Origin of the sequence: Frateuria flava (assembly GCF_017837635.1) — a bacterium.
In the GTDB taxonomy this organism is placed as follows: domain Bacteria; phylum Pseudomonadota; class Gammaproteobacteria; order Xanthomonadales; family Rhodanobacteraceae; genus Frateuria_A; species Frateuria_A flava.
This window is the reverse complement of the sequence record NZ_JAGJRS010000018.1, coordinates 116,814-140,688: the sequence shown is the minus strand read 5'-3', so window position 1 is coordinate 140,688 and position 23,875 is coordinate 116,814. Positions and strand designations below refer to the sequence as shown.

Here is a 23,875-nt window from a genome sequence, read left to right as displayed (position 1 = left end):
CAAAGCGGTTCATATCACACCCGCCAGGCATCGATCCGCCGCTGGCCCGGTCCATGGAGAGCCGCCCCTCCAGCACTCATCCGCTGGTGGCTGCTTTCGGCCGTGGCCGTACGAGTTCGCATCCGTCGCCAAGTTCGGCGCGGTCGTAGTCGACCCACCCATGCTCCGCCTGCCATACCGGATGGACGATCCGGGGCCGGTAGTGCCAGGTAGTGCTGAAAAGGCTGCGCGAACCGTCCTGACCGGCGAAGTGGACACCCGCCATGTCCGCCAGCGTGGCGAAGGTGTTGGCGCTGCTGGCGCGATCGCCCGCGTGGGCGCGTAGTGCGGCGAGCTTTTCGGGGAACGCCTGCGCGTAGGCATCGGAGTACCAGAACAGCGCCGGCACCGGGAACTCGTAGCGGTAGCCGTGCCCATGTTCGCTCATGCGGCAGGTGGCCGTGGGCAGGGTCTCGCCGTGGTCGGACTGGTACCACAGCGCCGCGATGGCGCCGGTCTGCCTGAGCTCGGCGATCGTGCGGGCCAGCACGTGGTCGGTATAGACGATGGTGTTGTCGTAGCTGTTGGTGACGCGGCGGTAGCGGCTCGCGGACGGGCCACCGTCGCGCAAGGTGGGCGTAAAGGTCTTGAAGGCTGGCGGGTAGCGCAGGTCGTAGCTGCCGTGGCTTCCGATCATGTGCAGCACGACGAACAGGTCGCCGCGCGATTGGCGCACCGCCTGGCCCAGCCCTTCGGGCAGGCTGCCGTCGTAGCGTTGCAGGTTCAGCCATTGCAGGTGCTGCGCCTCATCCGCATAGGCGGTGATGGGTGAATTCCACTCGCCGGTCGGGCTCTGGTTGGACAGCCACCAGGTATCGAAGCCCGCCTCGCGCATCAGGGTGACGATCGAGCGCTCGGTAAACGGTTGAAACAAGCCCATCGTTGCCGGCTTGCGGGTCAGCATGGCCGGTACGGCGCCAATGGTCGTCGGCCACGGCGAGATCATGTGGGTGACCGGAACGAGGTCATCGGTGTGCGACAGCTCGGGGTTGGTCGGCCGGTCGTAGCCGAACAGTTGCCAGTGGTTGCGGCGACTGCTTTCGCCGATCACCAGTACGTAGATCTGCCGCTGGCCTGTCCGGGCGGTGTGGACGGCGTGGAAGCGGAAGCCCTGCGTCCGGCGCATCGCCGCCTGCAGGCGGGCCTGATCCTTCCACCACAGGCCGAGCGTGAGCGGAATGCCAAAGGGATAGCTGTCCCGCACCGCCCGGAACAGGTGCGAGCCAGGCCCTTCGCCAGCGGCAATGCCGACGCCTGCGGGGCGCTGGGCCACCGCCTGCGTGCCGAGGAAAGCGAACACCGGTATCGCGGCCAGGGCAACCACCGTGCCATGCACGCGCCGCGAGGCAATCAAATGCAGCCTGGCGCGGGCGCTGAGCCGGGCGGCGATCACCGCGAGCGCCCCCGCGGCCAGGGACAAGGCCACCAGCATCCACATGCCCGGCCCCAGAAAGTCGGTCGCTTCGGCCACATTGGTCGCGAGCAACGTGCCCAGTACCGCTTCGGTGATGGGCGTCCGATAGTCGAGGATGTAGAACGTCGCCGTCGGCGCCAGTACGGCGAACGGCACCATCAGCAGGCACGCCAGCCGGGGCCAGCGCCCCAGCACCGCAAAGTACGCCATCAGCAGCATCGTCGGCAGGACGAGCTGGCCGGCAACCCAGGACAACTTCCTGCCGTGCGGGCTGGTCAGCACGAACGCCACATCGGGCACGATCAGCACCATGGCGAGCAGGACGATCGAACCGAGCGCGAGGCGCCGCGGCGTCATATCGAGCCGGTCATCCGTCTCGCCCATCATCGTCTCCGCCGTGGGGAAGCGTGCGGACCAGAAGGCGTGCGATCGAGGCGGCGACAGGCGTTACCGGAAAGCCGGTGCGGTGGGCATGCCTGAGGGAGGCGCCGGTTGGTCGCAGCCCGAGACTGGCCATAGGCTGCAGGAAGCGCCCGGCTGGCGTGCCGATGGGGCAAGGCAGGGCCGGGGTCCAGCGCAGATTGGCGCAGGGTCCGGCCATGCGGAGTGAAAAGCGGGGCGAGGGTGTGTAAACGGGCAAGCGGGCACGTGCGCAAATCCAGTGCCGGGTTCGTATCAAGCGCGGGTTGTCTACCTGAGCGAAGGTCTGCGCCGGCGAGCGGCAAAGGCCGCGCCCGCCCGTCAGCAAGCGATCCGGTTTGTGCGTTGGTTCACCGGAGCTGCCGAACAAACCGCTCCAGCCAGAGAAAGGCGATCAGCGGTGCAGCCGGCGCATCGGCACGAGTAGTGGCAACTTCATCCAGAAGCGCGAGAGCGGCACGTCGATCAACCAGGCCAAAGTCGGCCAGCGCACATTCGGACAACTGTGCCACCAGCGTCTCGTGCTGCTGTGAAATCAATTTGGGAAGCACGCCGGCGAAAGTCTCCTTGACGTAGTCCTTCCGGAAGACCTGATCGCCCAAACGGCCGTGCAGGTACTGCCTCGACATTTCGCGTCCGTGTCGTTTGTCCGGCGGCAGGCCATGGCAAAACTCGACCAGGCGAGGATGGCTCAATGGGTTGACCGGCCACAGGCCATGCCGCAGAAGGTGGGGCGCCTGGCACAGGCTCGCGACCAGGGCAGATACAGGCACCGGGCTTGCCGGTGCGTCCATCCCGCGCACGGTCCGTGCTGCCTCCAGGGCAGCCGGCGTGAGGATGGCTTCCGCACGGTGCCTCGCATTGGCGACAAGACTGGATGGGCTTCTCGTGCCACCGCCTTCGTCGCGATAGCGCGGATACAGTTCATCCCCTCCGACCCCGGTGAACAGCGTCTTCCTGCCTTGTGCGTGCGCTCGCGACCACAGGAAATCGAACGCCTCGAGATAGAGCTCCGCGTTGGGGTATTCGGGACGCGCTCCCGATCGCAAATCGAGTGAGGGTGGATACGCATCGATATCCACGGTTTCGTCTTCCAACCCCAGCAGGCGGCCTATGTTGTCCCGACGGTCGCGCTGGGCCTGGCGCTGCTCGCCGTCAACAAGGATGCCCTTGCTGGCGACGGGCCCGTAAAGCTGGGTGGCGGCTGCGGCGACGGTGGCTGAATCCAGGCCGCCGCTCAGTTCGATCGCGATCATGTCGCCGGACAGCGGCCGGGTATCGATCGTACGGCACAGAATTTCTTCGAACTCCTCCAGGGTGCCGCTTGCAGCACCGGGTGATGCCGGCCTGCTTTCGACCGGGTTGGGGTACTGATAGCGCGCCTGCCCGGGTTCTACGTAGAGCGTGGCACGTTCGGTCAGCACGGTTATGCCCGCGCATAAATGTTGCGCCGAATAGGTAGAGCCAAGGCCCAGATAGCGAGCGGCCAGCTCCAGATCCGGCATCAGTGGCCGCGCGAGGAAATCCGCAAAGTCCCAGGAAACGCTCAGGCGATCACTTGTGGTCCGGCAGTAGACCGGCGCGCACCCCAGCGCGCCGGCTCTCAACTTCATGCGGCAGCCGGCTTGCGCGACCTCGACCATGACGTAGTCCAGCGGCCACATCAGACATTCGCGGTGGAGATCGGCGAAGCGGTGGGAATCAACATGCTGGGTGCCGCTCCCGCACGAAGCGCTCTTTTGTTTCAGGCGCTCGCGGACCACTACAAACCATTGTCCATCGGTCACGACCAGCAAGGTTTCAAGCAAGGCGTGCCGATACGGTTCGATCCGGCTCGCTCCGAAAACGATGGTGGCGTCCGGGCATGATGTCGGGGTGTGCGCCAGGTCGGACAGCGCAATCTCGGCCTTGAGCATCGAAGAGTCCTTGAATGATGACGCCGCCATGCGGCGGCGTCATTTGGGTCAATCCGGCGTAAGGACGTGAATCCCGATCAGCCGTCCAGCCCGTTCCAGTACCAGCGGGCATCTTGCGGGAAGCCCCAGGGCTTCATCTCACGGGTCTTTACGGCCGCGTCCTTCTGCATTGGCGCATCGATCTGAATCCCGTACGGATTGAACTCGTCCCGACGGATTTCAACCTTGTCTTCATGCTTATCCATACATGCTCCGGTTGCTTGCAGGCCATCACACCGATGGCGCCCCAACCCTACCGAAAAGGGTGACGCGGATCCCGTGTCCGAGTTCACTATCTGGGACAGCGCAAGTGGAGCCGGCCGGATGCAGCTTTCGGATCGGGCGCGTGGCGTGCTCGAGGAAGCAGTCGCGCTCGCGGTTCCCGAGCTTGAAGTCACGAATCCTGCCCCGCGAGTGCAACCGATCAGGCACGCAGGAGGTGCCTGAAGGCGCAAGGATCGTGGCTTATGGCCCTTGCCAGACTAATGGGCCATACGAGCGCACGGTGCGCGCCCTACTATCGCGCAGCCATCGTTTGCACAAGGAAGGGGAGATGAAGGCTCTGTTCGCGGCGTGCGGGCTGTTGCTCGTGGCCCTGTGCGGTTGTTCCCGGCAGAGCGAAACACCGGTTGTGGCGATCAGGCATGTCGCCGATCCGTCGCCTTTCCTGAGCCAGACCGATTGCTTCGCGCCCTGGCCGACCTACGACGCCTGGATGGACCGGATCAAGGCGCGCAATGCATGGTGGAAGCCGAAGATCTTGCTGCTGCCGTTCCTGTTTCCGCGGGAGGACTTCGAGCGCGGCCAGCAGCAATTGGATTGCAGCGCCATCACCTACGAAAGCGATGGTCTGACCATCTACGGCTGGATGGCGGTGCCCAAAGGCAAGCCCGGTTCGAAGTTTCCCGTGCTGATCTACAACCGGGGCGGGAACGGCAGCTTCGGCGCGCTCGAGTTCCCGTTGCTGCTCAGCAAGGTGTTTCCCTATGCCGAAAACGGCTTCCTCGTGCTCGCCAGCCAGTACCGCGGCATGCCCGAGACCGACCCTGAGCGCTTCGGCACGGACCATTTCGGTGGCGATGACGTCCGGGACGTGACCCGGCTCATCGAGCTGGCCAGGCGGCTTCCGGATGCGGATCCGCATGAGATCTTCATGCTTGGGGCCAGCCGTGGCGGAATGATGACCTTCATGGCCGCGCGGCGAACGCGCGACATCAAGGCCGTGGCGGTCATTTCAGGCGTGTCCGACCTCGAGAGCGAACTGCAGTTCCGCCCCGAGATGGAGCAGGTGTATCGGGAACGCATCCCCGGGTATCCAGCCGACAAGGCCCGCGTGCTGGCGGAACGTTCCGTGCTGGCCTGGGCGCAGGACCTGCCGGCGGATATGCCGGTGCTGCTTCTGCACGGCGACAAGGACGAACGGGTCAGCCCGGCCAACGGGACGCGCCTGCATCAGCGGCTTGATCAGCTGCAGCGGCCCAACAAGCTGATCGTCTATCCGGGCGACGACCATTTTCTCAGCCACCACAAAAAGGAGGCCGTCGAGGAAGTCGTGCGCTGGTTCCGCGCGGCCATGGCCAAGGACGCCGCCGTGGTCAGCCCTGACGGGGCAAGCCATCAAGGCACGCGCTGAGGTGCCTCTTGGGTGGCCGGGTGCCTGATGCCGATGCTTACGGTCGCTCGGTGTGCCGGCCGCGTGCGTTGAACTGACGGACGTCGCTTCGCCCGGGTTCTGCATCAGCGGTGAGCAGTACCCGCCTCGAGCGGGGGGGGGCGGCAGAAGTGGCACATGCTTTGTGCAAGCACGGCAGGTATCAAGCGGACAAACGCGCCTTGGCGGCGTGATCTGCAAGATTGATCCGGCCATCCGCAGCCGGATCTCGACCGACCCTGCCACGGTACGGATCCGGCCGATTACCCGGACCCGACCCTTCGGTCATTGCCGCTCATGTTGCGGGGTGATTCCGGCTCAACGTCGCACCCTGTGCGCGTTGAGACCGAGGAAAGTCCAAGGCCCAAACGTGACAACGGCCACCATCTGGCAGCCGTTGTTCACGAGGCGAGCAGCCCTGCGTCCATTGCATCTTGTCGCGGCTGCAACGGCCAGCACGGTGCCCCCGGTTATCGAGGTCCCGATTGAGAGGCGTCAACCTGCTCCAGGTTGAGCTTGTTGCGTTCGTACTCGATCAGCAGCTGGTTCGCCTGGCGGTAATCCTTGGAGGCAAGCGCCGACTGCATCATCGCCGCCGCTTCGCTCGCGCTTTTCCCTTTCAGTAATCCGGTGTCGGTAAGCCTTCCATCGGAACCGCGATAGGCCGAGGCAATGATCGTGGCTTGTTCAGCCGGAATACCCAGGCTTTGCCACTCCTTGGCCAGCTGCTCTCTCATTTTGGGAACCGAGGCGACTCCCTGGTTCGACAACTCGGTCGTACGGCTGCTCCATTTTCCCGTCGCGTCGCGGTACCGCATGCTGTTCAGGTCGTTGCGATTCAGCCCGCGGCGCGAGGAACTGCTTGCATCACCTCTGCTTTGTTGCGGCCCCGGCGAACCCGTGGGATCGGGGCTGCCCAGTCCCTCGGCGTGCAATCCAGCCGTGAGCAGGCAAAAGGCGAAAACGCTGGTGATTTTTTTCGCAAGCATGTCTGATCCTCCGTGAGCTAGCTTTTGCGCCATCGGCGCGGGGTGAATTGTCGCCCAAACGCCTGGCCTGGCCGATGCTACTTCCCTTGGAGGCGTGGCGCCATTGACGACTTGCTTGCAAGTGTTTCCAGGTGATCGCGGTTTTAGATGGCGGGCACTTCTGGCACATGCTGCCGGGTGGTGCGTGCGATTGAATGTTCGCGCGCCGCCGATGCGGCTTTTTCCGGATCGCGCGCCTGCATGTCATGCGGATGTCGCCCTCGCCAATGCAGTCGCGCATGAGGACACGTTAGCCGGCGCGCTTCAGGCGCCCGCACCCTACGAATGGATTGTTCAATGAACCTGCTCCGCGTGATTGGCATCGGCCTGTTCGTTCTCTTGGCCGCGTCACTCCCGTCATCCGAAGGCGCGACCGCCCGCGGCGTGCAAACGCAGCCGATCGTCATTCCGTTGCATCCCTACGCGGACACGCCGCTGCAGACGGTGAAGGCCTCCATCGGTGGCCAGGCGATTCCCTTTCTTTTCGATACCGGTGGCGGGTTGACCTTCGTGACGCCTGGCGTGGCCGACACGTTGGGTTGCCAGCCGTTTGGCCAGGCCACCGGTTTCCGCGCGGATGGCGAGAAAATCGCGTTTCCGCGCTGCGGCCCGATCCGGTTCGGCATGAGTGGCTATGGCGCGCAGGGCGAAGTGGGCGTGTTCGATCTGATGGCGATGATCCGCCAACAGGTGGAGGCCGCGCGCAAACAGGGCCACGAGGTTGCCATGCCGCCGACGCTCGGTGGGCTGATCGGGCTTTCCTCCTTCCGGCACCAGGTGCTCACGCTCGATTACGCCCACGACCGCATCGTGGTCGAGACGCCACAAAGCATGCGCGCCCGTGTCGCCACCATGACGCCGCTGGATGTGCGCGTGGCCACGTTGCCCAGCGGCGCCATCGAGGTTTTCGTACGCGCGACCGCGGCCAAGGGCACGCTTTGGCTGCAACTGGATTCGGGCAACAACGGCCCGACGTTCCTGGCTCCGCACGCCATCGAGCAACTGGGCCTGGACCTTCCCAAGGGCGAGAAAAAGGACGTCGCGCTCGACCTGACCCATTTCGGCAGCGTGGCCGCCACGGTGGCGCGGCGCGACATGATCTACGACGGACAACTGGGTATCGGGCTGATCGGCAAGATGGTCATCACGATCGATCTGCAGCACGACAGGGCATGGGCAGCGATGAACGCAGGCACGGCTCACTAGATCCCGACGCGTGCCTGACTCCGCCGATGAACGGATCGCCGCGTTTGCCTATGGCAACCAACGTTGGGGCGTGCTCGCTTGATACATCCGCTTTTCGCCGCCGGATCGCTTTGAAGCAGGAAGCGGCGACGCCAGCCAGGTTGGCGACGGGCGCGCTGAGCCGACAAAAGTGACCGGCCCGTATCAGTTCAGGCTCGTCAGCAGCAACTGGAAGCGCGGCTTGCCGCGCAGTGACGCCAGGTCGCTGTCGTTCGCCATCCACGCGCGATCGCCCCAGCCCAGCTGCACTGCGCGTTCAAGCAGGTCGATGGCCCGGTCGTGCTCATCCAGCACCGCGAATGTGCAGGCAGCGTTATAGAACACCATGGGTTCGTCTTCGCTGGACCGCAATGCCAGGTTGGCCCACTCGACTGCCTTGGCCTTCTCGCCCAGTGCCGCGAAGCTCGCCGCACCCATGTAGCGGGCGCGTGCGTCGTCGGGGTTGGCGCCGAGCGCGCGTTCGATAAGTTCGAGTGCGCGACGACGCGCTTTTGTTTCGTCATCCTTGCGCCCCATCTCGCTGTACGCCTGGGCCAGGTAGACCTGCGGCAGGTAATCGGTGGGGCTGACCTCGGTGGCGCGCAGGTAGAGCCAGGCGGCTTTCTCGAAATTGCCCAGCGAGCTGCAGATCATGCCGTACATGAAGCAGCCTTCGAGCAGGTTCGGGTTGAGCATCATGGCCGTCTCGAACTGCCGCTCCGCTTCCCTGGGCCGTTGGCTGATGAACAGGGCCAGGCCACGCGAGGCATGCGCCTCGGCTGAGTCTGGATCCATCTGCAAGGCCCGTTCGCTGGCATCCATGGCCCGGGCGACGTGTTCGGGATTGCGATCCAGGAAGCGGTGGCGCATGACGTAGGCATCCGAAAGGCCGGCCCAGGCCGCGGCGTACTTCGGATCGCGTGCGATGGCGCGCTCGTACATCTCGATGGCGCGCAGCGAATCGCGGCGGTTCCACGCGTAGAAGTATTTGCGCCCGCGCAGGTAGTCGTCGTAGGCCTGCACGTCGGCGGTAGCGACATACTGGATCGCGCGGCGTTCCTTCGGTGACAGGGTCACCTTCAGTGCATCGACGATGCTCTGGGCGATGTCGTCCTGGATGGCGAACACGTCGCGCAGTTCGCGATCGTACGTCTCCGCCCACAGGGTCGAGTCGGACGCCACATCGATAAGCTGGGCGGTGATGCGCACGCGGTTGCCGGCCCGGCGCACGCTGCCCTCGAGCACGGTACCAACGTCCAGCTTGGCCGCGATCATCTGCAGGTCCGCCTCCTTGCCCTTGAAGAAGAACGAAGAGGTCCGCGAGGAAACTTTCAGTTGCGGCAGTTTGGTCAGCAGGCTGAGGATTTCCTCGGCGATGCCGTCGCTGAAGTACTCGTTTTCCACCTCGCCGCTCATGTTCACGAACGGCAGCACGGCGATGCCGTGCCGGTCGTGGTCCCGATAGTAGGAGTGAGCGGGCGCCTCCGGCCTGGCGACCGCGGCGTCCGCCGCATGGGCCGCCGCCACCGGGGCGACCAGGCGATAGCCCAGGCCGTGCACGGTCTGGATGTAACGCGGCTCCGCCGCCTCGTCGCCGAGCCGCTGCCGCAATTGCGAGATGACCCGGCTCAGCGTGGCCGCGGTGACGTACTTGTGTCCCCACACGCGTTCCAGCAGGTCGTCGTGCCTGATCAGCTCGCCGGGACGGTCCAGGAACTGCAGCAACACGGCATAGGCCTTGGGCTCCAGCTCCAGCTCGTGCCCATCGCGCAGCACGCGGTGTGCCGCCGGCTCGACGCGGATGTCGCCGAACGCGTAGTCCACCCGTGGGCTGTTCGTCTCCGGGGCCACGGGCGGGCATTAGCACAGCGGTGGAGGAGGGTACGTGATTGCCAAAGCATGCCTGCCTGACGCGTCCCGCCTGCTCAGCCAGCGGTGCGCTCGGCGGCTCCTCATGGCGATACGTTCCGTTGCCCGGTTCTTCGCGTCAGCCGCCGCATCCATGAAACCCTCAGCGAATCCACGGATATTCCACTGGATTCCCTCAAGCATCGGCCGGTAGGGAAGTCCAGGATTCGCCCCACGGACATTGGCGTCCGTCTGGAGGCTCCTGTGAAAAAGCTCATCATTGCCACGACCACTGCACTCGGTCTCGCCAGCGTCGGCGGCGCCACCCTCGCGCAGGATCAGCCGCAAACCACCCAACTGCAGAATGTGGTCGTCACCGGGGTGCGGGCACCCTACGAAACCTACGTCACCCGCCTGCCCACGGGCTACCAGCTGCAAGCCCTTGTCGGCCATACGCACAAGCAGTTCATGCAGGCACAGCGTGCGGCCGATCGATCGGAATCCCTGCGCAGGCAGGGCCTCGCCACGCAGCCGCTGGTCTCCGTGGCGATCGATAACTCCGCCGGCCCCGGCGTGGCGCGACAGGTGCAGCTGATCGATGCCGACCGCGAGACGGTCGCCATCGTGAACGTGTACTGCAGGCGCGCCATGCCGTCGGACGGTGCCCGTTGCCGGATGGCGCCCCAGTCAATACGGGCGAGCCAGTCCGGCGAGCGCCTGGCATCCATCCAGCCGGCGGCCGTACGGGTTGCCTGGGTCGATATGCGAAAATAAGGCGGGTCGGCAGCGCCACAGTCGTGGCGCTGGTCCGTCGGCCATCACTGTGTAAGGCGAGCGCCTCGCTTGCGGGGCGCTCGCCTCGATACGCCGCCGTGCAGAAAGCGCTTGCGCGTGATTGCGACAGGCGTGCCCCGGCGGGTCAGGTCGATGCGAAATCGATCCGGCGATGCCGCGGGCTTTGGCTAGTGCTAGCACGAGCGCGTGCGGGGTTGTGTTTGATGCGGGCCTCACGCGCCTGGCACCGCCGATAACCCGGCTCCGCGCGCACTTTCCCCGGGCCGGTAACCGCCCGGGCCGATCGAGGGTCGCATGGCACCATGGCTACTGCACGGTGAAATACACCGCCTGCGGCGTCCCCGCGCTTCCGCTCGTATCGGTGCCTTGCACGAAGACGACGTGGCGGCCGGGTGGCAAGCCCTCCGTCGACAGGCGCAGGGCGACGGGCTCGGCGGTCTCGTCGAAGCGGCCGTCGCGGGGGGACATGGCGTAGCCGGTGGCGTCGTTCGCCCAGGGCGTCCGGTCGAGGAACGCCGTGGCTGACTGGACCGGCTGGATTGCCTCGGTGCCGTTGCGGTTGCTGAAGCGCTTGTCGTTGACGGTCGCGTTGACCGTGACGGGCGTGCCCGCGGTGATCTGCGTCGGCGACACACTCAGCTGGGTCGTCGTCGGGCCGGACGGATACCGGTAGGGCGCCCAGAGGTTGCGCGCGGCGAAGCGCAACGCCTGCAGGTTCTTTGGAAGCGTCGAGCCCTCGAAAGTCGTGCAGTCCTCGAAGAACGCCACGCCCATTTCAATGGTGAAGCTCGGCACGCCGAGCAGGCCGTACATCGCATCGGTGTCGGTCCCGTCGCCGAGGTAGAGCCGCGACCACTGCTTGGGCGTATAGCCGTTGTACCAGGCCAGCCGCCGGCCAAGCGTCCGCAGGGCGTTGGCGTTGGGCGACCTGGACGTTGTGTAGGACCACGGCCACATCACCGTCCGGCTGTAACTGTGCAGGTCCAGGAACAGGCCGCGGTAGTCATCTGGTGCGGGATTACCCACGGCGTCGTCGCGCCGATCGGGCAGTACGCCGCCGCGATACACGCCGTCGCCATCCGGGGTGCCGGCGACATACCGCAGCAGGGCCTGCGACTCGGCTTCGGACAAACCGGACGGGCCGCGGTACGAGCCCGCGCATGCGTCGCCCGTGGAGCCGCCCCGTGCCTGGTGCCACTGGAACGGGAAGTTGCGGTTGAGGTCGACGCCGTAGCTGGTGGCGCTGCAGTTGCCGTTGGTGTCGTCGACGTTCTTGCGCCAGGACAGCCCACTCTCGGCCTTGATCCGGCCGTCGGGATTGGATTGCAGGATCAGGTGGAACCGGAAGTTGTCCAGCAGCCACGTCGCTTCGGCATCGTTGCCGTAGCCGTCGAGCAGGCCCTCGGCGAATCGCGCAAGCAGTTCCGCCGGCGTGTACTCGCGCGCGTGGATCGAGGCGAACACCACCATCGCGGGCTTGCCCTCGAAACCGGTCGTCCGGTTGCCCAGTTCCAGTGCGCGGATGCGGTGGCCGGTGCCCGGTGCCTCGCTTTCCGTCCAGCTCGGGCCGATGTCGACGACTCGCGCCAGCGCCGGCTTCGACTGCGCCAGCCGATCCATGGTCGCGTAGGTTTCCTCCACGGTGCGGTAGCACGGATAGCCGCCGATGGCCGAAGGCCGGATGCCCGTCGTGCGGTCGCTCCAGTGCGTCTGGGCCTGGCGCATGCGCAGCGTCGCGGGGCCATCGACCGTCGCATCGAAGCCGTCGAGCAGCAGCTCGTCGAGCTCATCCTGCGTGGCCTCCAGGCCGATCGTGCGCCTCTTCTCGTCGACGACGACATGCTGGAAGCGCGAGGCGACCGACTGCAGCTGCGCGCGGGTGGCGTAGTGCAGGGTCACGAACACCAGTGGATCGTCGGCCACGGGCGCGGCCAAGATGCCGGGGACCGCCAGCAGCATGCCCATCATGAGGAGCGCAGTGGCCTTGCGCACGACGGATTCCTGCCTGCGGCAGTGCGGCGACGCGCCGGATCGTTGCGTCCGTGCCGGCAACGCTGCGTGAAGCGGGATCGGCTCGCTGATGGGCGTTTCCGGTGGGTCTATGGCCAAGCCCCTGCCGGCCGCCGCTTCGGATCACGGCGCCTTGCGCCCGTCTTAATGGCGGCCCGGCTAGCGTCGCGCTTCGCCCGTGGCGTCGTGGCCACGGCACTCGCAGGAGACGCCACATGGCGATCGACGAGGGGTGGCCCGAGCTTCCCTACGGGGCGTGGCGGGAGACCTGCACCACGCTGCACCTGTGGTCCCAGGTGGTGGGCAAGGTCGCGCTGGCCCTGGCGCCGCCGCTCAACCATTGCTGGGGAAGCGCGCTGCACATCACGGCACGCGGCCTGTCGACCCGGCTGCTGCCGTGCGGCACCCGGGCATTCACGCTGGCGTTCGACTTCATCGACCACGCACTGGTGATCGATTGCACCGATGGGCAGACCCGTCGTCTACCGCTTGAGCCGCGCAGCGTTGCCGACTTCCACGACGCGCTGATGGGGGCGCTGCGCGCGATGGGGTTGGCGGTGCGCATCTGGCCGGTGGCGGTCGAGATGCCCTCGCCGGTGCGACTGGACCAGGACACCCGTCATCACACCTACGAGCCGGCATGGGCGCATCGGTTCTGGTGGATCCTGGTGCAGGTCGGACGGGAGTTCGCACGGTGGCGTTGCAGTTACGTGGGCAAGAGCAGCCCGGTCAATTTCTTCTGGGGCAGTTTCGATCTTGCGGTGACGCGCTTCTCGGGCCGTCGGGCGCCACCACGCGAAGGCCCGGCGTTCGAGCGCGAGGCCTATTCGCACGAGGTGATCAGCCATGGCTTCTGGCCAGGCAGCGCGCCATTGCCTGAGCCGGCCTTCTACGCCTACGCGGTGCCGCAACCGGCCGGCCTGGCCGAAGCGCCGGTGCAGCCGGGGGCGTCGTATTTCCATCCTTCGCTGGGCGAATTCATCCTGCCGTATGAGGCCGTGCGCACGGCGACCTCCCCGGAGGCCGCGCTGCGTGCGTTCTTGCAAAGCACCTGGCGCCGGGCCGCGGAGCTCGGCGGCTGGAATCTGGCCGAGCTCGAGCGGCACTGATCGGGATCGGCGCGCGTGCCGTGCCTTATGCCAGTGGCGGACCGCCCCGCCATCGTGCTGAATTAGGCCTCTTGCCCGAACCAGAGACGCGCCCATGAACCCCAGTGACGACGTGATGCACCCCGGCCGCCGCCGCTTCCTGCAGACCACGGCGCTCGGCGCGGCGGCGTTGCCGGTGGCGATGCTGGGCACGGGAGCGGCCGCATCCGAAGCAGGCAGCGGCGGCATCAAGCTGCCGCCATCGATCCTGGCGCTGAAACCGGTCACCTCGCGGATCGTGCCCATCACGGACGACGAGCGCCGCGGCCGGCTCGCGAAGGCGCAGGAGCTCATGGAGAAGGCCGGGATGGACGCGATCTACCTCGATGGCGGCACCACACTGGATTACTTCACCGGCATGCGCTGGTGGACCAGCGAGCGCCTGATGGGGATGCTGCTGCCGCGCTCGGGCGACCCGGTCTACATCGTGCCCGCATTCGAGCGCAGCCGCGCGCTGGAGCAGATCCGCTTCGGCCATGACGTGCGCACCTGGCAGGAGAACGAAAGCCCCTACGCCCTCATTGCGCAGCTGATGCGCGACAGACACGTCGGCACGGGCGTGCTGGGCATCGAGGACAAGGTGCCGTTCTTCCGATCCAACGGCCTGGCGCAGGCCATGCCGCAGGTCCGGCTGGTGCCGGCCACGCCGGTGACCGCCGGCTGCCGGGCGATCAAGAGTGCGGCGGAACTGGCGCTGATGCAGGTGGCGTGCGACGCCACGCTGGCCCTGTACAAGGCAATCTGGCAAGGGCTGGAGCCGGGCATGACCCAGCAGCACATCGCCTCGTGGGTGGAAGCCGGCTACGCGCGCATGGGCCTGCGCGGGGATGCCAGCATCAACGTGGGCAGCTACACCGCGCAACCGCATGGGTCACGCGAGCCGCAGGTGATCCGCGAGGGCACGCCGGTGATGCTGGACGACGGCTGCTACGTGGAGGGCTACATGAGCGACCTCACCCGCACCTTCACGCTGGGCAGGGCCAGCGACAAGATGAAGCGGGTGTTCGACATCGTGCGCAAGGCGCAGCAGGCGGCGCTCGCCGCCGCGCATCCGGGGGCGACGATGGAGTCGGTCGATGCCGCGGCGCGCAAGGTGATCGTGGATGCCGGCTATGGCCCCGGTTACACCAATTTTTCGCACCGGCTCGGCCACGGCATCGGCATGGACATGCACGAGTGGTACTACCTCGTACAGGGCAACACGCGCCGCATCGAAACCGGCATGACCTTCAGCGACGAGCCGGGCATCTACATCCCCGGCGAGTTCGGCGTGCGGCTGGAAGACGACATGCACGTCACCACCGACGGCGCGCGCTGGTTCACGCCGCAAAGCCCGTCCATCGAGCAGCCGTTCGGCTGAGCACGACGGGCTGGGACGCACGACACGGTGCCGCCTTCCCGGGAAGGCCGGCAGCTGCGTGGGAACGTCCCCTGAATGCTGCGCGCCCCTGCGGCATCCGGCCTCGCGTTTCTCACGCGGTGAGACGGCGGTGGGCAGGATAATCACCCGATGAAACTCAGCGAGAAACTTGCCCTGCTGGCCGACGCGGCCAAGTACGACGCCTCGTGCTCGTCCAGCGGCGGGCAGAAGCGCGATGCGCGCGCCAGCGGCGGCATCGGCTCGAACGAGGGCATGGGCATCTGCCACGCCTATGCGCCCGACGGCCGCTGCATCTCGCTGCTGAAGATCCTGCTCACCAACTTCTGCATCTACGACTGCGCCTACTGCATCAACCGGCGCAGTTCGAACGTGCGGCGCGCGCGCTTCACCGTCGAAGAGGTCGTGCAGTTGACGATGGACTTCTACCGCCGCAACTACATCGAGGGCCTGTTCCTTTCCTCGGGCATCATCCGCTCGAGCGACTACACCATGGAGATGCTGGTGGAGGTCGCCCGCCGCCTGCGCCAGGAGGAGCGTTTCGGCGGCTACATCCACCTGAAGACGATTCCCGACGCCTCGCCCGAGCTGCTCGCCGCGGCCGGGCGCTGGGCCGACCGCCTGAGCATCAATGTCGAGATGCCGACCGAGGGTGGCCTCAAGGCGCTGGCGCCGGAGAAGGACCAGCGCGACATCCGCCAGGCGATGGGCCGGATGCGCCTGAACATCGAGGAGGCGAAGGCCGAGAAGAAGGCGCCGCGGTTCGCACCGGCCGGGCAGAGCACGCAGATGATCGTCGGCGCCGACGACGCGAGCGACCGCGACGTGCTGACCACCAGCGGCAACCTGTATTCGAACTACCGGCTCAAGCGCGTGTATTTCTCCGCCTTCAGTCCGATCCCGGATGCCTCCAAGGCGTTGCCGCTGCGCCCGCCGCCGCTGGTGCGCGAGCACCGGCTCTACCAGGCCGACTGGCTGATGCGCTTCTACGGCTTCGACGTGGCCGAGATCGCGCCGCCGGACGCCAGCGGCATGCTCGACCTGGACATCGATCCCAAGCTTGCCTGGGCACTGCGCCATCGCGAGCAGTTTCCGGTCGACCTCAACACCGCGCCGCGCGAGACGCTGCTGCGCGTGCCGGGCCTGGGCGTCACCACGGTCAAGAAACTGCTGGCGATGCGCCGCCACCGGCGCGTGCGCTACGACGACCTGGTCAAGCTGCGCGTGCCGATGCGCAAGGTGGCGCCGTTCGTCGCCACGCTCGACCATCGCCCGCACGCCGAGGGTGAGACCCGCGCACTGCGCGCCGCCGCGAGCGAGCCGTCGCGGCAGGCTGACCTGTTCGGGCACTGATGCGGCTGGTGCGGCTCGCCGATGGTGCTGACCTGGCCGAATGGCGCGGGCACGCGCGCGCGCTGCTCGCCGAGGGCGTGGCGCCGGAGCAGGTGCAGTGGCAGGTCGGCGAGCAGGCGGGCCTGCTGCCCGCCAACGCGGACGGGCCGATGCCGTCGATGGCCGCCGGCGTGGCCGGCAGCGTGCCGCGCGAATTCCTGGTGCTCGCCACGCGGGTGCTGGCGCATGCCGATGCGCGCCGGCACGCCGTGCTGTACCGGCTGCTGTGGCGCCTCGCGCACGGCGAGCGGGCGTTGCTGCGCATCGTCACCGACGACGATGTCGCCTGGGCACTGCGCGCGGCCAAGGCGGTGAGCCGGGAAAAGCACAAGATGAAGGCGTTCGTGCGCTTCCGCGAAGTGCAGGGGGCGCAGGGCAACGTGTTCGTCGCCTGGTTCGAACCGGAGCACGATGTGCTGCCCCAGGTGGCGCCGTTCTTCGTGCGTCGCTTCGCCGGGATGCGCTGGTCGATCCTCACCCCCACACGCAGCGCGCACTGGGACGGCCAGGCGCTGACCCTTGGTGCAGGCGCCCGCCGTACCGACGCGCCCGGCGCCGATGCGCTGGAAGATCTCTGGCGCACGTACTTCGCCAACATCTTCAACCCCGCGCGCCTGAAGGTCGACGCGATGGTCAAGGAGATGCCCGTGCGCTACTGGAAGAACCTGCCGGAAGCGACCCTGATTCCCGGCCTGATCCGCGACGCCAGCGCGCGCATGGAGTCGATGGTGCAGGCGCCACCCACGGTGCCGCGCAAGGCCTTTCCCGCGCCGGCCGCACGCGCCGTCCCCGCCGCAACCGGTGGGCTGGATGTCCTGCGCGTGGAAGCAGCCGCCTGCCGCGCCTGCCCGTTGTGGCAGCCGGCGACGCAGACGGTGTTCGGCGAAGGGCCGGCCGATGCGCGCGTGGTACTGCTCGGCGAACAGCCGGGCGACCAGGAAGACCTCGCCGGGCGGCCGTTCGTCGGCCCGTCCGGGCAGTTGCTCGACCGCGCGCTGAAGGAGCTGGGGCTCGATCGCCGCGCGATGTACGTCACCAACACCGTCAAGCACTTCAAGTTCGAGCCGCGCGGCAAGCGGCGCCTGCACGCGCGCGCGAACGCCACCGAGCAGGCCGCCTGCCGCCGCTGGCTGGAGGCGGAGCTGATCCGCCTGCGGCCCCGCTGGATCGTCTGCCTGGGCGCAATGGCCGCGCAGGCGATCCTCGGCAAGGACGTCCGGCTGCTGGAGGAGCGCGGCCGCTGGCATGCGCTCGGCGACGGCACGCAGGCGCTGGCGACCGTGCACCCGTCCTACCTGCTGCGCCTCACCGCCGGCGAGCGCGAGGTTGCCTGGCCGGCCTTCGTGCGCGATCTCGCGCTGCTGCAGCGGGCACTGGCTGCCTGAGCCGCGGCGTCCGTCAACGCACCGCCGGCGTGACCCGCCACACCACGTTGCCGACGTCGTCCGCGATCAGCAGGGCGCCATCGTGGTCCTGCGCCAGGCCGACCGGCGCGCCATAGAGTTCCGACTCGTCCGGCGAGTGGAAGCCGGTCACCACCGGTTGCGGCTTGCCGACCGGATGGCCTTGCGGGAAGGCGACGAAGGTCACCCGGTAGCCGCTCAGCGGGCGGCGGTCCCAGCTGCCGTGTTCGCTGATGAAGGCGCCGTTGTGGTACTGCGCCGGCAGTGCGTTGCCCTGCGTCATCAGCAGTCCCAGCGGCGCGACGTGAGAGCCCAGGCCGTAGTCGGGCACGATCGCCTTGGCTACCAGCTCCGGTCTTTGCGGCTGCACGCGCCGGTCCACATGCTGGCCCCAGTAGCTGTAGGGCCAGCCGTAGAAGCCTCCATCGCGTACCGAGGTGAGGTAGTCGGGTACGAGGTCGGCGCCGATCTCGTCGCGCTCGTTGACGATCGCCCACAGCGCGCCGGTTTGCGGTTCCCACTGCAGTCCGGTCGGGTTGCGCAGGCCCGAGGCATAGATGCGGCTGGCGCCGGTCGCCGCGTCGACCTCCAGCACGGTGGCGCGCCGGTACTCCACCGCCAGGCCGTTCTCGGTGATGTTGCTGTTGGAGCCCACGCCGACGTAGAGCTTGCGCCCGTCCGGGCTGGCGAGTAGCGCCTTGGTCCAGTGGTGGTTGATGGTGTCGGGCAGGTCGGTGAACCACTGGGCCGGCGCGTCGATGTGGGTTTCGCCCGGGGTATAGGGGAACGTGACGATGTCGTTGGTGTTGGCCACGTACAGCGTGTTGCCGATCAGCTGCACGCCGAAGGGCGAGTTCAGGTGCTCGATGAAGATGTGCTTTTCCCATTCGCCGGGGCCGCCGGTCGGCCGCAACAGGGTGATCCGGTTGCCGCCCTTGCCGCCCTTGCCCGAGCCGTTCTTTATCTTGCCGGCGATCAGCTGCTTGGGCGTGCTCACTTCCTCGGTGCCGGGGCTGTTCGCCTCGACCACCAGTACGTCGCCATTGGGCAGGGTGTAGAGCTGGCGCGGGTGCATCAGGCCGCTGGCGATTCGGGCGATGGCCAGGCCCTGGGCCACCTTGGGCGTCTGGCCGTCCTTCCAGCCCACGCCGTCGGGCACCTTCATCGGCGGCAGCAGGAAGTTGCGCGGCTCGGGCAAGGGCGGTTTGCCGGTGCCCGACTGTTCGGCCATGGTGTAGTCGGCCTTGTTGCCGCAGCCGGCCAGCAGGCCTGCCGAGACCAGCGCGAGAACGCTCATGCTCACGTACTTGTTCATGGCACGACCCTCCCGGTGCGATAGGGGGCCAGCGCCCTGACCACCTGTGCGATGACCAGCAGCAGCACGGTGAAAGCCGACAGCCACACATTCGCGGGCACCACCGCGTAGGCGTCGCGCGAGTGGACGAAGGCATTGAAGATGGCAAGCACGATCGCCACCAGGTTGAGCCAGAAATCGAGCTTGTCCGCGCCCAGTGCGACGCGACGGCCGGTGACCCACACCTGCACCAGGTTCACCAGCCGCGGAATGATCGCGAACAGCAGGCCGAGGGTCACCAGCCAGGCGGCTGCATGGACCCACAGGATCGCCGCGGTGTTCGCGTAGAGGATGTCGAAGATGAGCGTGGCGACGAAGCAACCGTAGGGGATCGGGTTCAGCACGTCGTAGACGGCGTTCGCGACGGGGGCTCCCCGTGGCGGAGCAACGTAACTCATGGGATGGCTCTCCTCCGCTCGCGCGGCCGGCTGCACGTGGATCAGTTGTCGCGCGAGCCTAGGTGCCGCAGCGTGCAGTGCATGGGAAGCGGACGTGAGGCGGTCCGGCGTCAGGGGGCGAATGGCCGGTCCGCTGGAACCAAGCCGTACGCGTCGTCGCACGGACCGGGCCGCCACGGCGTCTGCCTGCCTTCCCTGCCGGAACCGCGCACCGCCTGGCCAAAACCGGCACGTGCCGCGCGGGCCCCGGGAGTGCCGGAGCCGGGCCTGATCGCCGCGTGCTGCGGGTGGGCCGGGGCGACTGCCCCGACGCGGTTCCGGCCGGCGCATGAGGGCGGGGGCCGGCGCAGTGTGCGGCAGCCGTCAGCGCCGTGCGCAGCCCGCCGCAGGGTGGCTCGCGCGTCGTACCGCGGCGCGCGAGCCAGGCTTCATGGGACCCGCGGCCCGTTTACTGGCCGGTGATCTCCAGCCGCGAGGTGTCGACGTCCTTGACGCCCTCGACGTTGCGCACCGCCGTCACCACGCGGTCGCGCTTCTCGGCCGAGTCGACGCTGCCGCTCAGGGTCACCACGCCGTTGTTGGTCTCGACGCTGATGTCGGTGGCGTCGATGTCCTTCAAGGTGGCGATGTCGGTCTTCACCTTGGTGGTGATCCAGGTGTCGCTCACCGGCTCGGTCGAGCCCGCCACGCCCTGGTCGACGCTGGCGCAGCCGGCCGCCATCGTGGCGGCGCCCACCGCCAGTGCCAGGCCCAGCAGGGCGGAACGCGGCATACGGGAAAGGGAATCGGCTTTCATGGAACTCTCCTTGGCTCGGGTCAACGGCCCGACAGCGGGCTCGACGCCACGATGGCAGGCAAGGGGTGAAGTCGCTGGCAAGCGGGGGTGAGCAGAGCGCGCGCGCGTGTCTCGGCGGTAGCGATGCGCCAGGCACGGTAGGGCGCATCGCGCATGCACCCCTGGGCGACTGTCGCGACGCTGGCCTGTCCGTGGTCCTTACAGCGAATCCAGCCGCGTCAGGTAGTACTCGGCCTGTGCCAGGGTCGCCGCGCGCTCGGCGGCGTCCATGCGGTCGAAGCTTCGGTAGGCCATGGCGAGTCGCGGGTTGCGGGCCAGTTGCGCACGGTGGCGTGCGTGGAAGTGCCAGTACAGGCTGTTGAACGGGCAGGCACGCTCGCCGTGGCGGCGGGTGTGCCGGTAATGGCAGCCGCGGCAATGGTCTGACTGCCGGTTCACGTAGGCCGCCGAGCCGCTATACGGCTTGCTGCCGACGAGGCCGCCGTCGGCGAACTGGCTCATGCCGCGCGTGTTGGGCAGCTCCACCCATTCGAACGCGTCGACATAGATGCCCAGGTACCAGGCGTCCACCGCGTCGGGGTCGCATCCGGCCAGTAGCGCGAAGTTGCCGGTCAGCATCAGCCGCTGGATATGGTGCGCGTACCCCGTCGCCAGCGATTGCCCGATCGCCGCGCGCAGGCAGGCCATGCGGGTGTCCGCGTCCCAGTACCACGAAGGCAGCGGACGCCGGGCCTCGAGCGCGTTCAACCGCGCGTAGCCGGGCATGCGGGCCCAATAGACGCCGCGCACGTATTCGCGCCAGCCGAGGATCTGCCGGACGAAGCCCTCGGTCGCCGCGAGCGAGGCATCGCCCCGCTCGAAGGCCGCCAGCGCCGCGTCAATCACCTCGCGCGGGTGCAGCATCTTGAGGTTGAGCGCGAACGAGAGGCCGGCGTGGAACAGCGTGGGCGAGCGGGCGCTGATGGCGTCCTGGTAGCGCCCGAAATGGGCCAGCCGGCGCGCCACGAAATCGGCCAGCCACGCGCGCGCCTCGCGCCGGGTCAGCGGCCAGCCGAACGCGTCGGCGGAGGGCTCGCCGAAGGTTTGCACGCCCGCCGCCTGGATCTCCTCCCAGAGCCCGCGCAGGTCGTGGCGGCGCCACGGCCAGGCGGGTGCCGGCGGATCGCCCGGCCAGTTCGCGCGATTCTCCGCGTCGAAGTTCCAGCGGCCACCCCGCGGCTCGCCGTCGGGCTCGAGCAGTATCCCGTGGCGCCGGCGCAGCTCGCGATAGAAGAACTCCATGCGCGGCACCTTGCCGGCGAATCGCTTCGCCGCCTCATCGCGCTCGAGCAGGAAATGCCCGGCACTGACCACCGCATGGGGCAGGCCACTGGCGTCGAAGACCTCGCCCAGGGCCTGCTCGACGCGCCATTCGTCCGCCTCCATCCGCTCCAGCCGCGACGCCTGCCATCGCCCGATCAGCCAGGGCAGGTTCGCGCCGAAATCCTGCCGGTTGCGCGGGTCGCCGATGCGCAGGTAGTCCACCCGGTGGCCGGCGGCAGCCAGCGCCTCGGCGAAGCGGCGCATGGCCGCGAAGATGCCCAGCACCTTCTGCGCGTGGTGGCGCACGTAGTCGGTCTCGCTGCGCACCTCCATCAGCACGTAGACCACGCCCTCGTCCACGCGGCCGAACCATGGGTGCCGGGCGTTCAACTGGTCGCCCAGGATCAGACGCAGGCAGGTCATGCCACCGGCCCGCCGGTGCGGCGCCGGCGGCAACGCTCGCTGCAGTAGCGCACCTGATCCCAAACACGCGCCCACTTCCTGCGCCATGCGAACGGACGCCCGCACACGGGGCAGGTTCGCGTGGGCAGGTGGGCCTTGCGGTGCATGCCGGTGGGGATGCGTGCGGAGTGTCGCCGCCTTAGGCCCGACGCATCCACGCGGCAGCGACCGCCACCAGCGCGACCGCCAGCAGGCCCGCGGCCCAGGCGGCGCGACGGCCCGTCCAGCGGGACGCCGCCGGCTGGACGGGATCGGCCAATCCGCCCGCGTTGCGAAGCATGTCCAGCACCCGCGCGACCGTGGCCTCGTCGAACCGGTAGGGATCGAACCGCGCCAGGCCCGACTGCCGCAGCAGCGACTGCATCGGAGCGTCCAGCGGGACGTATTTCATCGACCACGCGCTGAAACTGGTGTGCTCGATGGCGCGCCGGCTCAGCACCCTCAGGTCGGTGTGGCGCGGGTCGCGCAACAGCGCCGCACACAGGCCGTCCACCGCCGCCACGGGGCCTTCCAGGCACTGGAAGAAACAGCCGTCCCCGAAGTACAGCGCACCGACCAGCCCTCGCCTGGCGTTGTTGATCCGCGACTGCGCCAGGATGCGCGCCACGCTCGGCTCGATCCCGCGCTCCGGGGGCATGGGCGCGAAGGTGGAGCGGCTGACGTAGACGATCTGGACCAGGTCCCGCATGGCGGCTTTCCACGAGATGCAACAGTCGTGGGTTTACGCGGCCGGTCAGGCAATGGATGCAGCGACGCTGCGTTCGTCCCGCTCGCGTGCGCGGCGGGACGCGGCTTGCGGGAAAGCCTAGGCCTGCAAGCGCCAGCCGATCGTCTCGCCTGCGCGCATGGGCACGCCCGGCGTGCCGCCGAAATCCATCTCTTCCGGCACCACCCACGGCGCCTTGTGCAGCGTGATGGTGGAGGTATTGCGCGGCAGGCCGTAGAAGTCCGGGCCGTGGAAGCTGGCGAAGGCTTCCAGCCTGTCCAGCGCACCGGCCTCCTCGAAGGCTTCGGCGTACAGCTCGATGGCGGCGTGCGCGGAGTAGATGCCGGCGCAGCCGCAACTGCTCTCCTTGGCGTGGCGCGGGTGCGGCGCGCTGTCGGTGCCCAGGAAGAAACTCGGATCGCCGCTGGTGGCCACCGCGACCAGCGCCTGGCGATGGCTTTCGCGCTTGAGCACGGGCAGGCAGTAGCTGTGCGGGCGCAGGCCGCCGGCGAAGATCGCGTTGCGGTTCATCAGCAGGTGCTGCGGCGTGATGGTGGCGCCGACGTGCGCGGGGGCCTCGCGCACGAACTGCGCCGCCTCGCGGGTGGTGATGTGTTCGAGCACCATGCGCAGCGCCGGGAAATCGCGCCGCAGCGTGGTGAGGTGGCGCTCCACGAACACCGGCTCGCGGTCGAACACGTCGACCGCCGGATCGGTGACTTCGCCGTGCATCAGCAGCGGCAGCTTGTGCTTCTGCATCGCCTCGAACACCGGGTAGCAGCGGCGCAGGTCGGTGACGCCGCTGGCGGCGTTGGTGGTCGCGCCGGCCGGGTAATACTTGACCGCGTGGACGAAACCGCTGGCGCTCGCCTCGGCGATGTCCTCCGGCGTGGTCGCCTCGGTGAGATAGAGCGTCATCAGCGGTTCGAACGCCATGCCGGCCGGCAGCGCGGCCAGGATGCGTTCGCGGTAGGCCTGGGCCTGCGCCACGGTGGTCACCGGCGGCTTCAGGTTCGGCATGACGATGGCGCGCGCAAAGCAGCGTGCGGTATGCGGCAACACGGCAGCCAGCATGGCGTCGTCGCGCAGATGCAGGTGCCAGTCGTCGGGACGGGTCAGGGTGAGGTGGGGCGTGCTCATCGCTAGAGTCTA

The 23,875-nt window shown here is 67.8% G+C and carries 20 protein-coding genes; 7 read left to right on the top strand and 13 right to left on the bottom strand.

Features of this window, described 5'->3' with window-relative positions:
- Nucleotides 1–76: 76 nt before the first annotated feature.
- From J7I44_RS09455 to J7I44_RS09445, 3 genes are all read right to left on the bottom strand, one after another.
- A complete protein-coding gene (locus J7I44_RS09455) occupies nucleotides 77–1,837 on the bottom strand; it encodes a phosphoethanolamine transferase family protein (protein WP_209619465.1) in 1,761 nt (586 codons plus the stop codon).
- Between the two features lie 386 nt (nucleotides 1,838–2,223).
- Nucleotides 2,224–3,789, bottom strand: coding sequence for an asparagine synthetase B family protein (locus J7I44_RS09450; protein ID WP_209619463.1), 1,566 nt, complete (start codon nucleotides 3,787–3,789; stop codon nucleotides 2,224–2,226).
- A 77-nt stretch (nucleotides 3,790–3,866) separates the two neighbouring features.
- Entirely contained in the window at nucleotides 3,867–4,034 is a 168-nt protein-coding gene (locus J7I44_RS09445) for a hypothetical protein (RefSeq protein ID WP_209619460.1), read from the bottom strand.
- Between the two features lie 347 nt (nucleotides 4,035–4,381).
- Here J7I44_RS09445 and J7I44_RS09440 point away from each other — a divergent pair, with 347 nt between their 5' ends.
- A complete protein-coding gene (locus J7I44_RS09440; protein WP_209619457.1) occupies nucleotides 4,382–5,461 on the top strand; it encodes an alpha/beta hydrolase family protein in 1,080 nt (359 codons plus the stop codon).
- A 488-nt stretch (nucleotides 5,462–5,949) separates the two neighbouring features.
- Here the strand turns inward: J7I44_RS09440 and J7I44_RS09435 are convergent, their stop codons facing one another.
- Complete coding sequence (locus tag J7I44_RS09435; protein ID WP_209619453.1) at nucleotides 5,950–6,468, bottom strand: hypothetical protein; 519 nt, start codon at nucleotides 6,466–6,468, stop codon at nucleotides 5,950–5,952.
- A 336-nt stretch (nucleotides 6,469–6,804) separates the two neighbouring features.
- Here J7I44_RS09435 and J7I44_RS09430 point away from each other — a divergent pair, with 336 nt between their 5' ends.
- Nucleotides 6,805–7,713, top strand: a complete 909-nt coding sequence (locus J7I44_RS09430) for a pepsin/retropepsin-like aspartic protease family protein (protein WP_209619449.1) — start codon at nucleotides 6,805–6,807, stop codon at nucleotides 7,711–7,713.
- Between the two features lie 183 nt (nucleotides 7,714–7,896).
- Here the strand turns inward: J7I44_RS09430 and J7I44_RS09425 are convergent, their stop codons facing one another.
- A complete protein-coding gene (locus J7I44_RS09425; RefSeq protein WP_209619446.1) occupies nucleotides 7,897–9,582 on the bottom strand; it encodes a TPR end-of-group domain-containing protein in 1,686 nt (561 codons plus the stop codon).
- Nucleotides 9,583–9,843: 261 nt separating this feature from the next.
- On the opposite strand from J7I44_RS09425, the gene J7I44_RS09420 reads away from it, so the two are divergent.
- Complete coding sequence (locus J7I44_RS09420; RefSeq protein WP_209619443.1) at nucleotides 9,844–10,353, top strand: hypothetical protein; 510 nt, start codon at nucleotides 9,844–9,846, stop codon at nucleotides 10,351–10,353.
- A 327-nt stretch (nucleotides 10,354–10,680) separates the two neighbouring features.
- On the opposite strand, the gene J7I44_RS09415 is transcribed toward J7I44_RS09420, so the two are convergent.
- Complete coding sequence (locus J7I44_RS09415) at nucleotides 10,681–12,366, bottom strand: M14 family zinc carboxypeptidase (RefSeq protein ID WP_209619439.1); 1,686 nt, start codon at nucleotides 12,364–12,366, stop codon at nucleotides 10,681–10,683.
- Nucleotides 12,367–12,599: 233 nt separating this feature from the next.
- Here J7I44_RS09415 and J7I44_RS09410 point away from each other — a divergent pair, with 233 nt between their 5' ends.
- The 4 genes from J7I44_RS09410 to J7I44_RS09395 all read left to right on the top strand — a co-directional run bounded on the left by J7I44_RS09410 (nucleotide 12,600) and on the right by J7I44_RS09395 (nucleotide 17,687).
- Entirely contained in the window at nucleotides 12,600–13,493 is an 894-nt protein-coding gene (locus tag J7I44_RS09410) for a DUF5996 family protein (protein ID WP_209619436.1), read from the top strand.
- A 94-nt stretch (nucleotides 13,494–13,587) separates the two neighbouring features.
- The gene (locus tag J7I44_RS09405) at nucleotides 13,588–14,892 is read left to right on the top strand and encodes a M24 family metallopeptidase (RefSeq protein WP_209619433.1); all 1,305 of its coding nucleotides are present in this window, start codon (nucleotides 13,588–13,590) and stop codon (nucleotides 14,890–14,892) included.
- A 150-nt stretch (nucleotides 14,893–15,042) separates the two neighbouring features.
- Nucleotides 15,043–16,263 (top strand): putative DNA modification/repair radical SAM protein, encoded by a 1,221-nt coding sequence (locus J7I44_RS09400; protein WP_209619430.1) that lies wholly within the window; start codon nucleotides 15,043–15,045, stop codon nucleotides 16,261–16,263.
- A gap of 8 nt (nucleotides 16,264–16,271) precedes the next feature.
- Nucleotides 16,272–17,687: a UdgX family uracil-DNA binding protein gene (locus J7I44_RS09395; protein WP_209619427.1), complete on the top strand. Its 1,416-nt coding sequence runs from the start codon at nucleotides 16,272–16,274 to the stop codon at nucleotides 17,685–17,687.
- Nucleotides 17,688–17,700: 13 nt separating this feature from the next.
- Here the strand turns inward: J7I44_RS09395 and J7I44_RS09390 are convergent, their stop codons facing one another.
- The 7 genes from J7I44_RS09390 to pyrC form a co-directional block, all read right to left on the bottom strand.
- Complete coding sequence (locus tag J7I44_RS09390; protein ID WP_209619424.1) at nucleotides 17,701–19,020, bottom strand: PQQ-dependent sugar dehydrogenase; 1,320 nt, start codon at nucleotides 19,018–19,020, stop codon at nucleotides 17,701–17,703.
- The gene (locus J7I44_RS09385; protein ID WP_209619421.1) at nucleotides 19,017–19,457 is read right to left on the bottom strand and encodes a DUF2231 domain-containing protein; all 441 of its coding nucleotides are present in this window, start codon (nucleotides 19,455–19,457) and stop codon (nucleotides 19,017–19,019) included. Before J7I44_RS09385 ends, J7I44_RS09390 begins: the two co-directional genes overlap by 4 nt.
- A gap of 448 nt (nucleotides 19,458–19,905) precedes the next feature.
- Nucleotides 19,906–20,253, bottom strand: a complete 348-nt coding sequence (locus J7I44_RS09380; RefSeq protein ID WP_209619419.1) for a BON domain-containing protein — start codon at nucleotides 20,251–20,253, stop codon at nucleotides 19,906–19,908.
- A gap of 198 nt (nucleotides 20,254–20,451) precedes the next feature.
- Nucleotides 20,452–21,978 (bottom strand): cryptochrome/photolyase family protein, encoded by a 1,527-nt coding sequence (locus tag J7I44_RS09375; protein ID WP_209619416.1) that lies wholly within the window; start codon nucleotides 21,976–21,978, stop codon nucleotides 20,452–20,454.
- Nucleotides 21,975–22,124: a DUF2256 domain-containing protein gene (locus J7I44_RS09370; RefSeq protein ID WP_209619413.1), complete on the bottom strand. Its 150-nt coding sequence runs from the start codon at nucleotides 22,122–22,124 to the stop codon at nucleotides 21,975–21,977. Before J7I44_RS09370 ends, J7I44_RS09375 begins: the two co-directional genes overlap by 4 nt.
- 32 nt (nucleotides 22,125–22,156) lie before the next feature.
- On the bottom strand, nucleotides 22,157–22,705 hold the full coding sequence (locus J7I44_RS09365) for a BLUF domain-containing protein (protein WP_209619410.1): 549 nt from the start codon (nucleotides 22,703–22,705) through the stop codon (nucleotides 22,157–22,159).
- Between the two features lie 117 nt (nucleotides 22,706–22,822).
- Nucleotides 22,823–23,863, bottom strand: coding sequence for a dihydroorotase (pyrC, locus tag J7I44_RS09360; RefSeq protein WP_209619406.1), 1,041 nt, complete (start codon nucleotides 23,861–23,863; stop codon nucleotides 22,823–22,825).
- Nucleotides 23,864–23,875 lie beyond the last annotated feature (12 nt).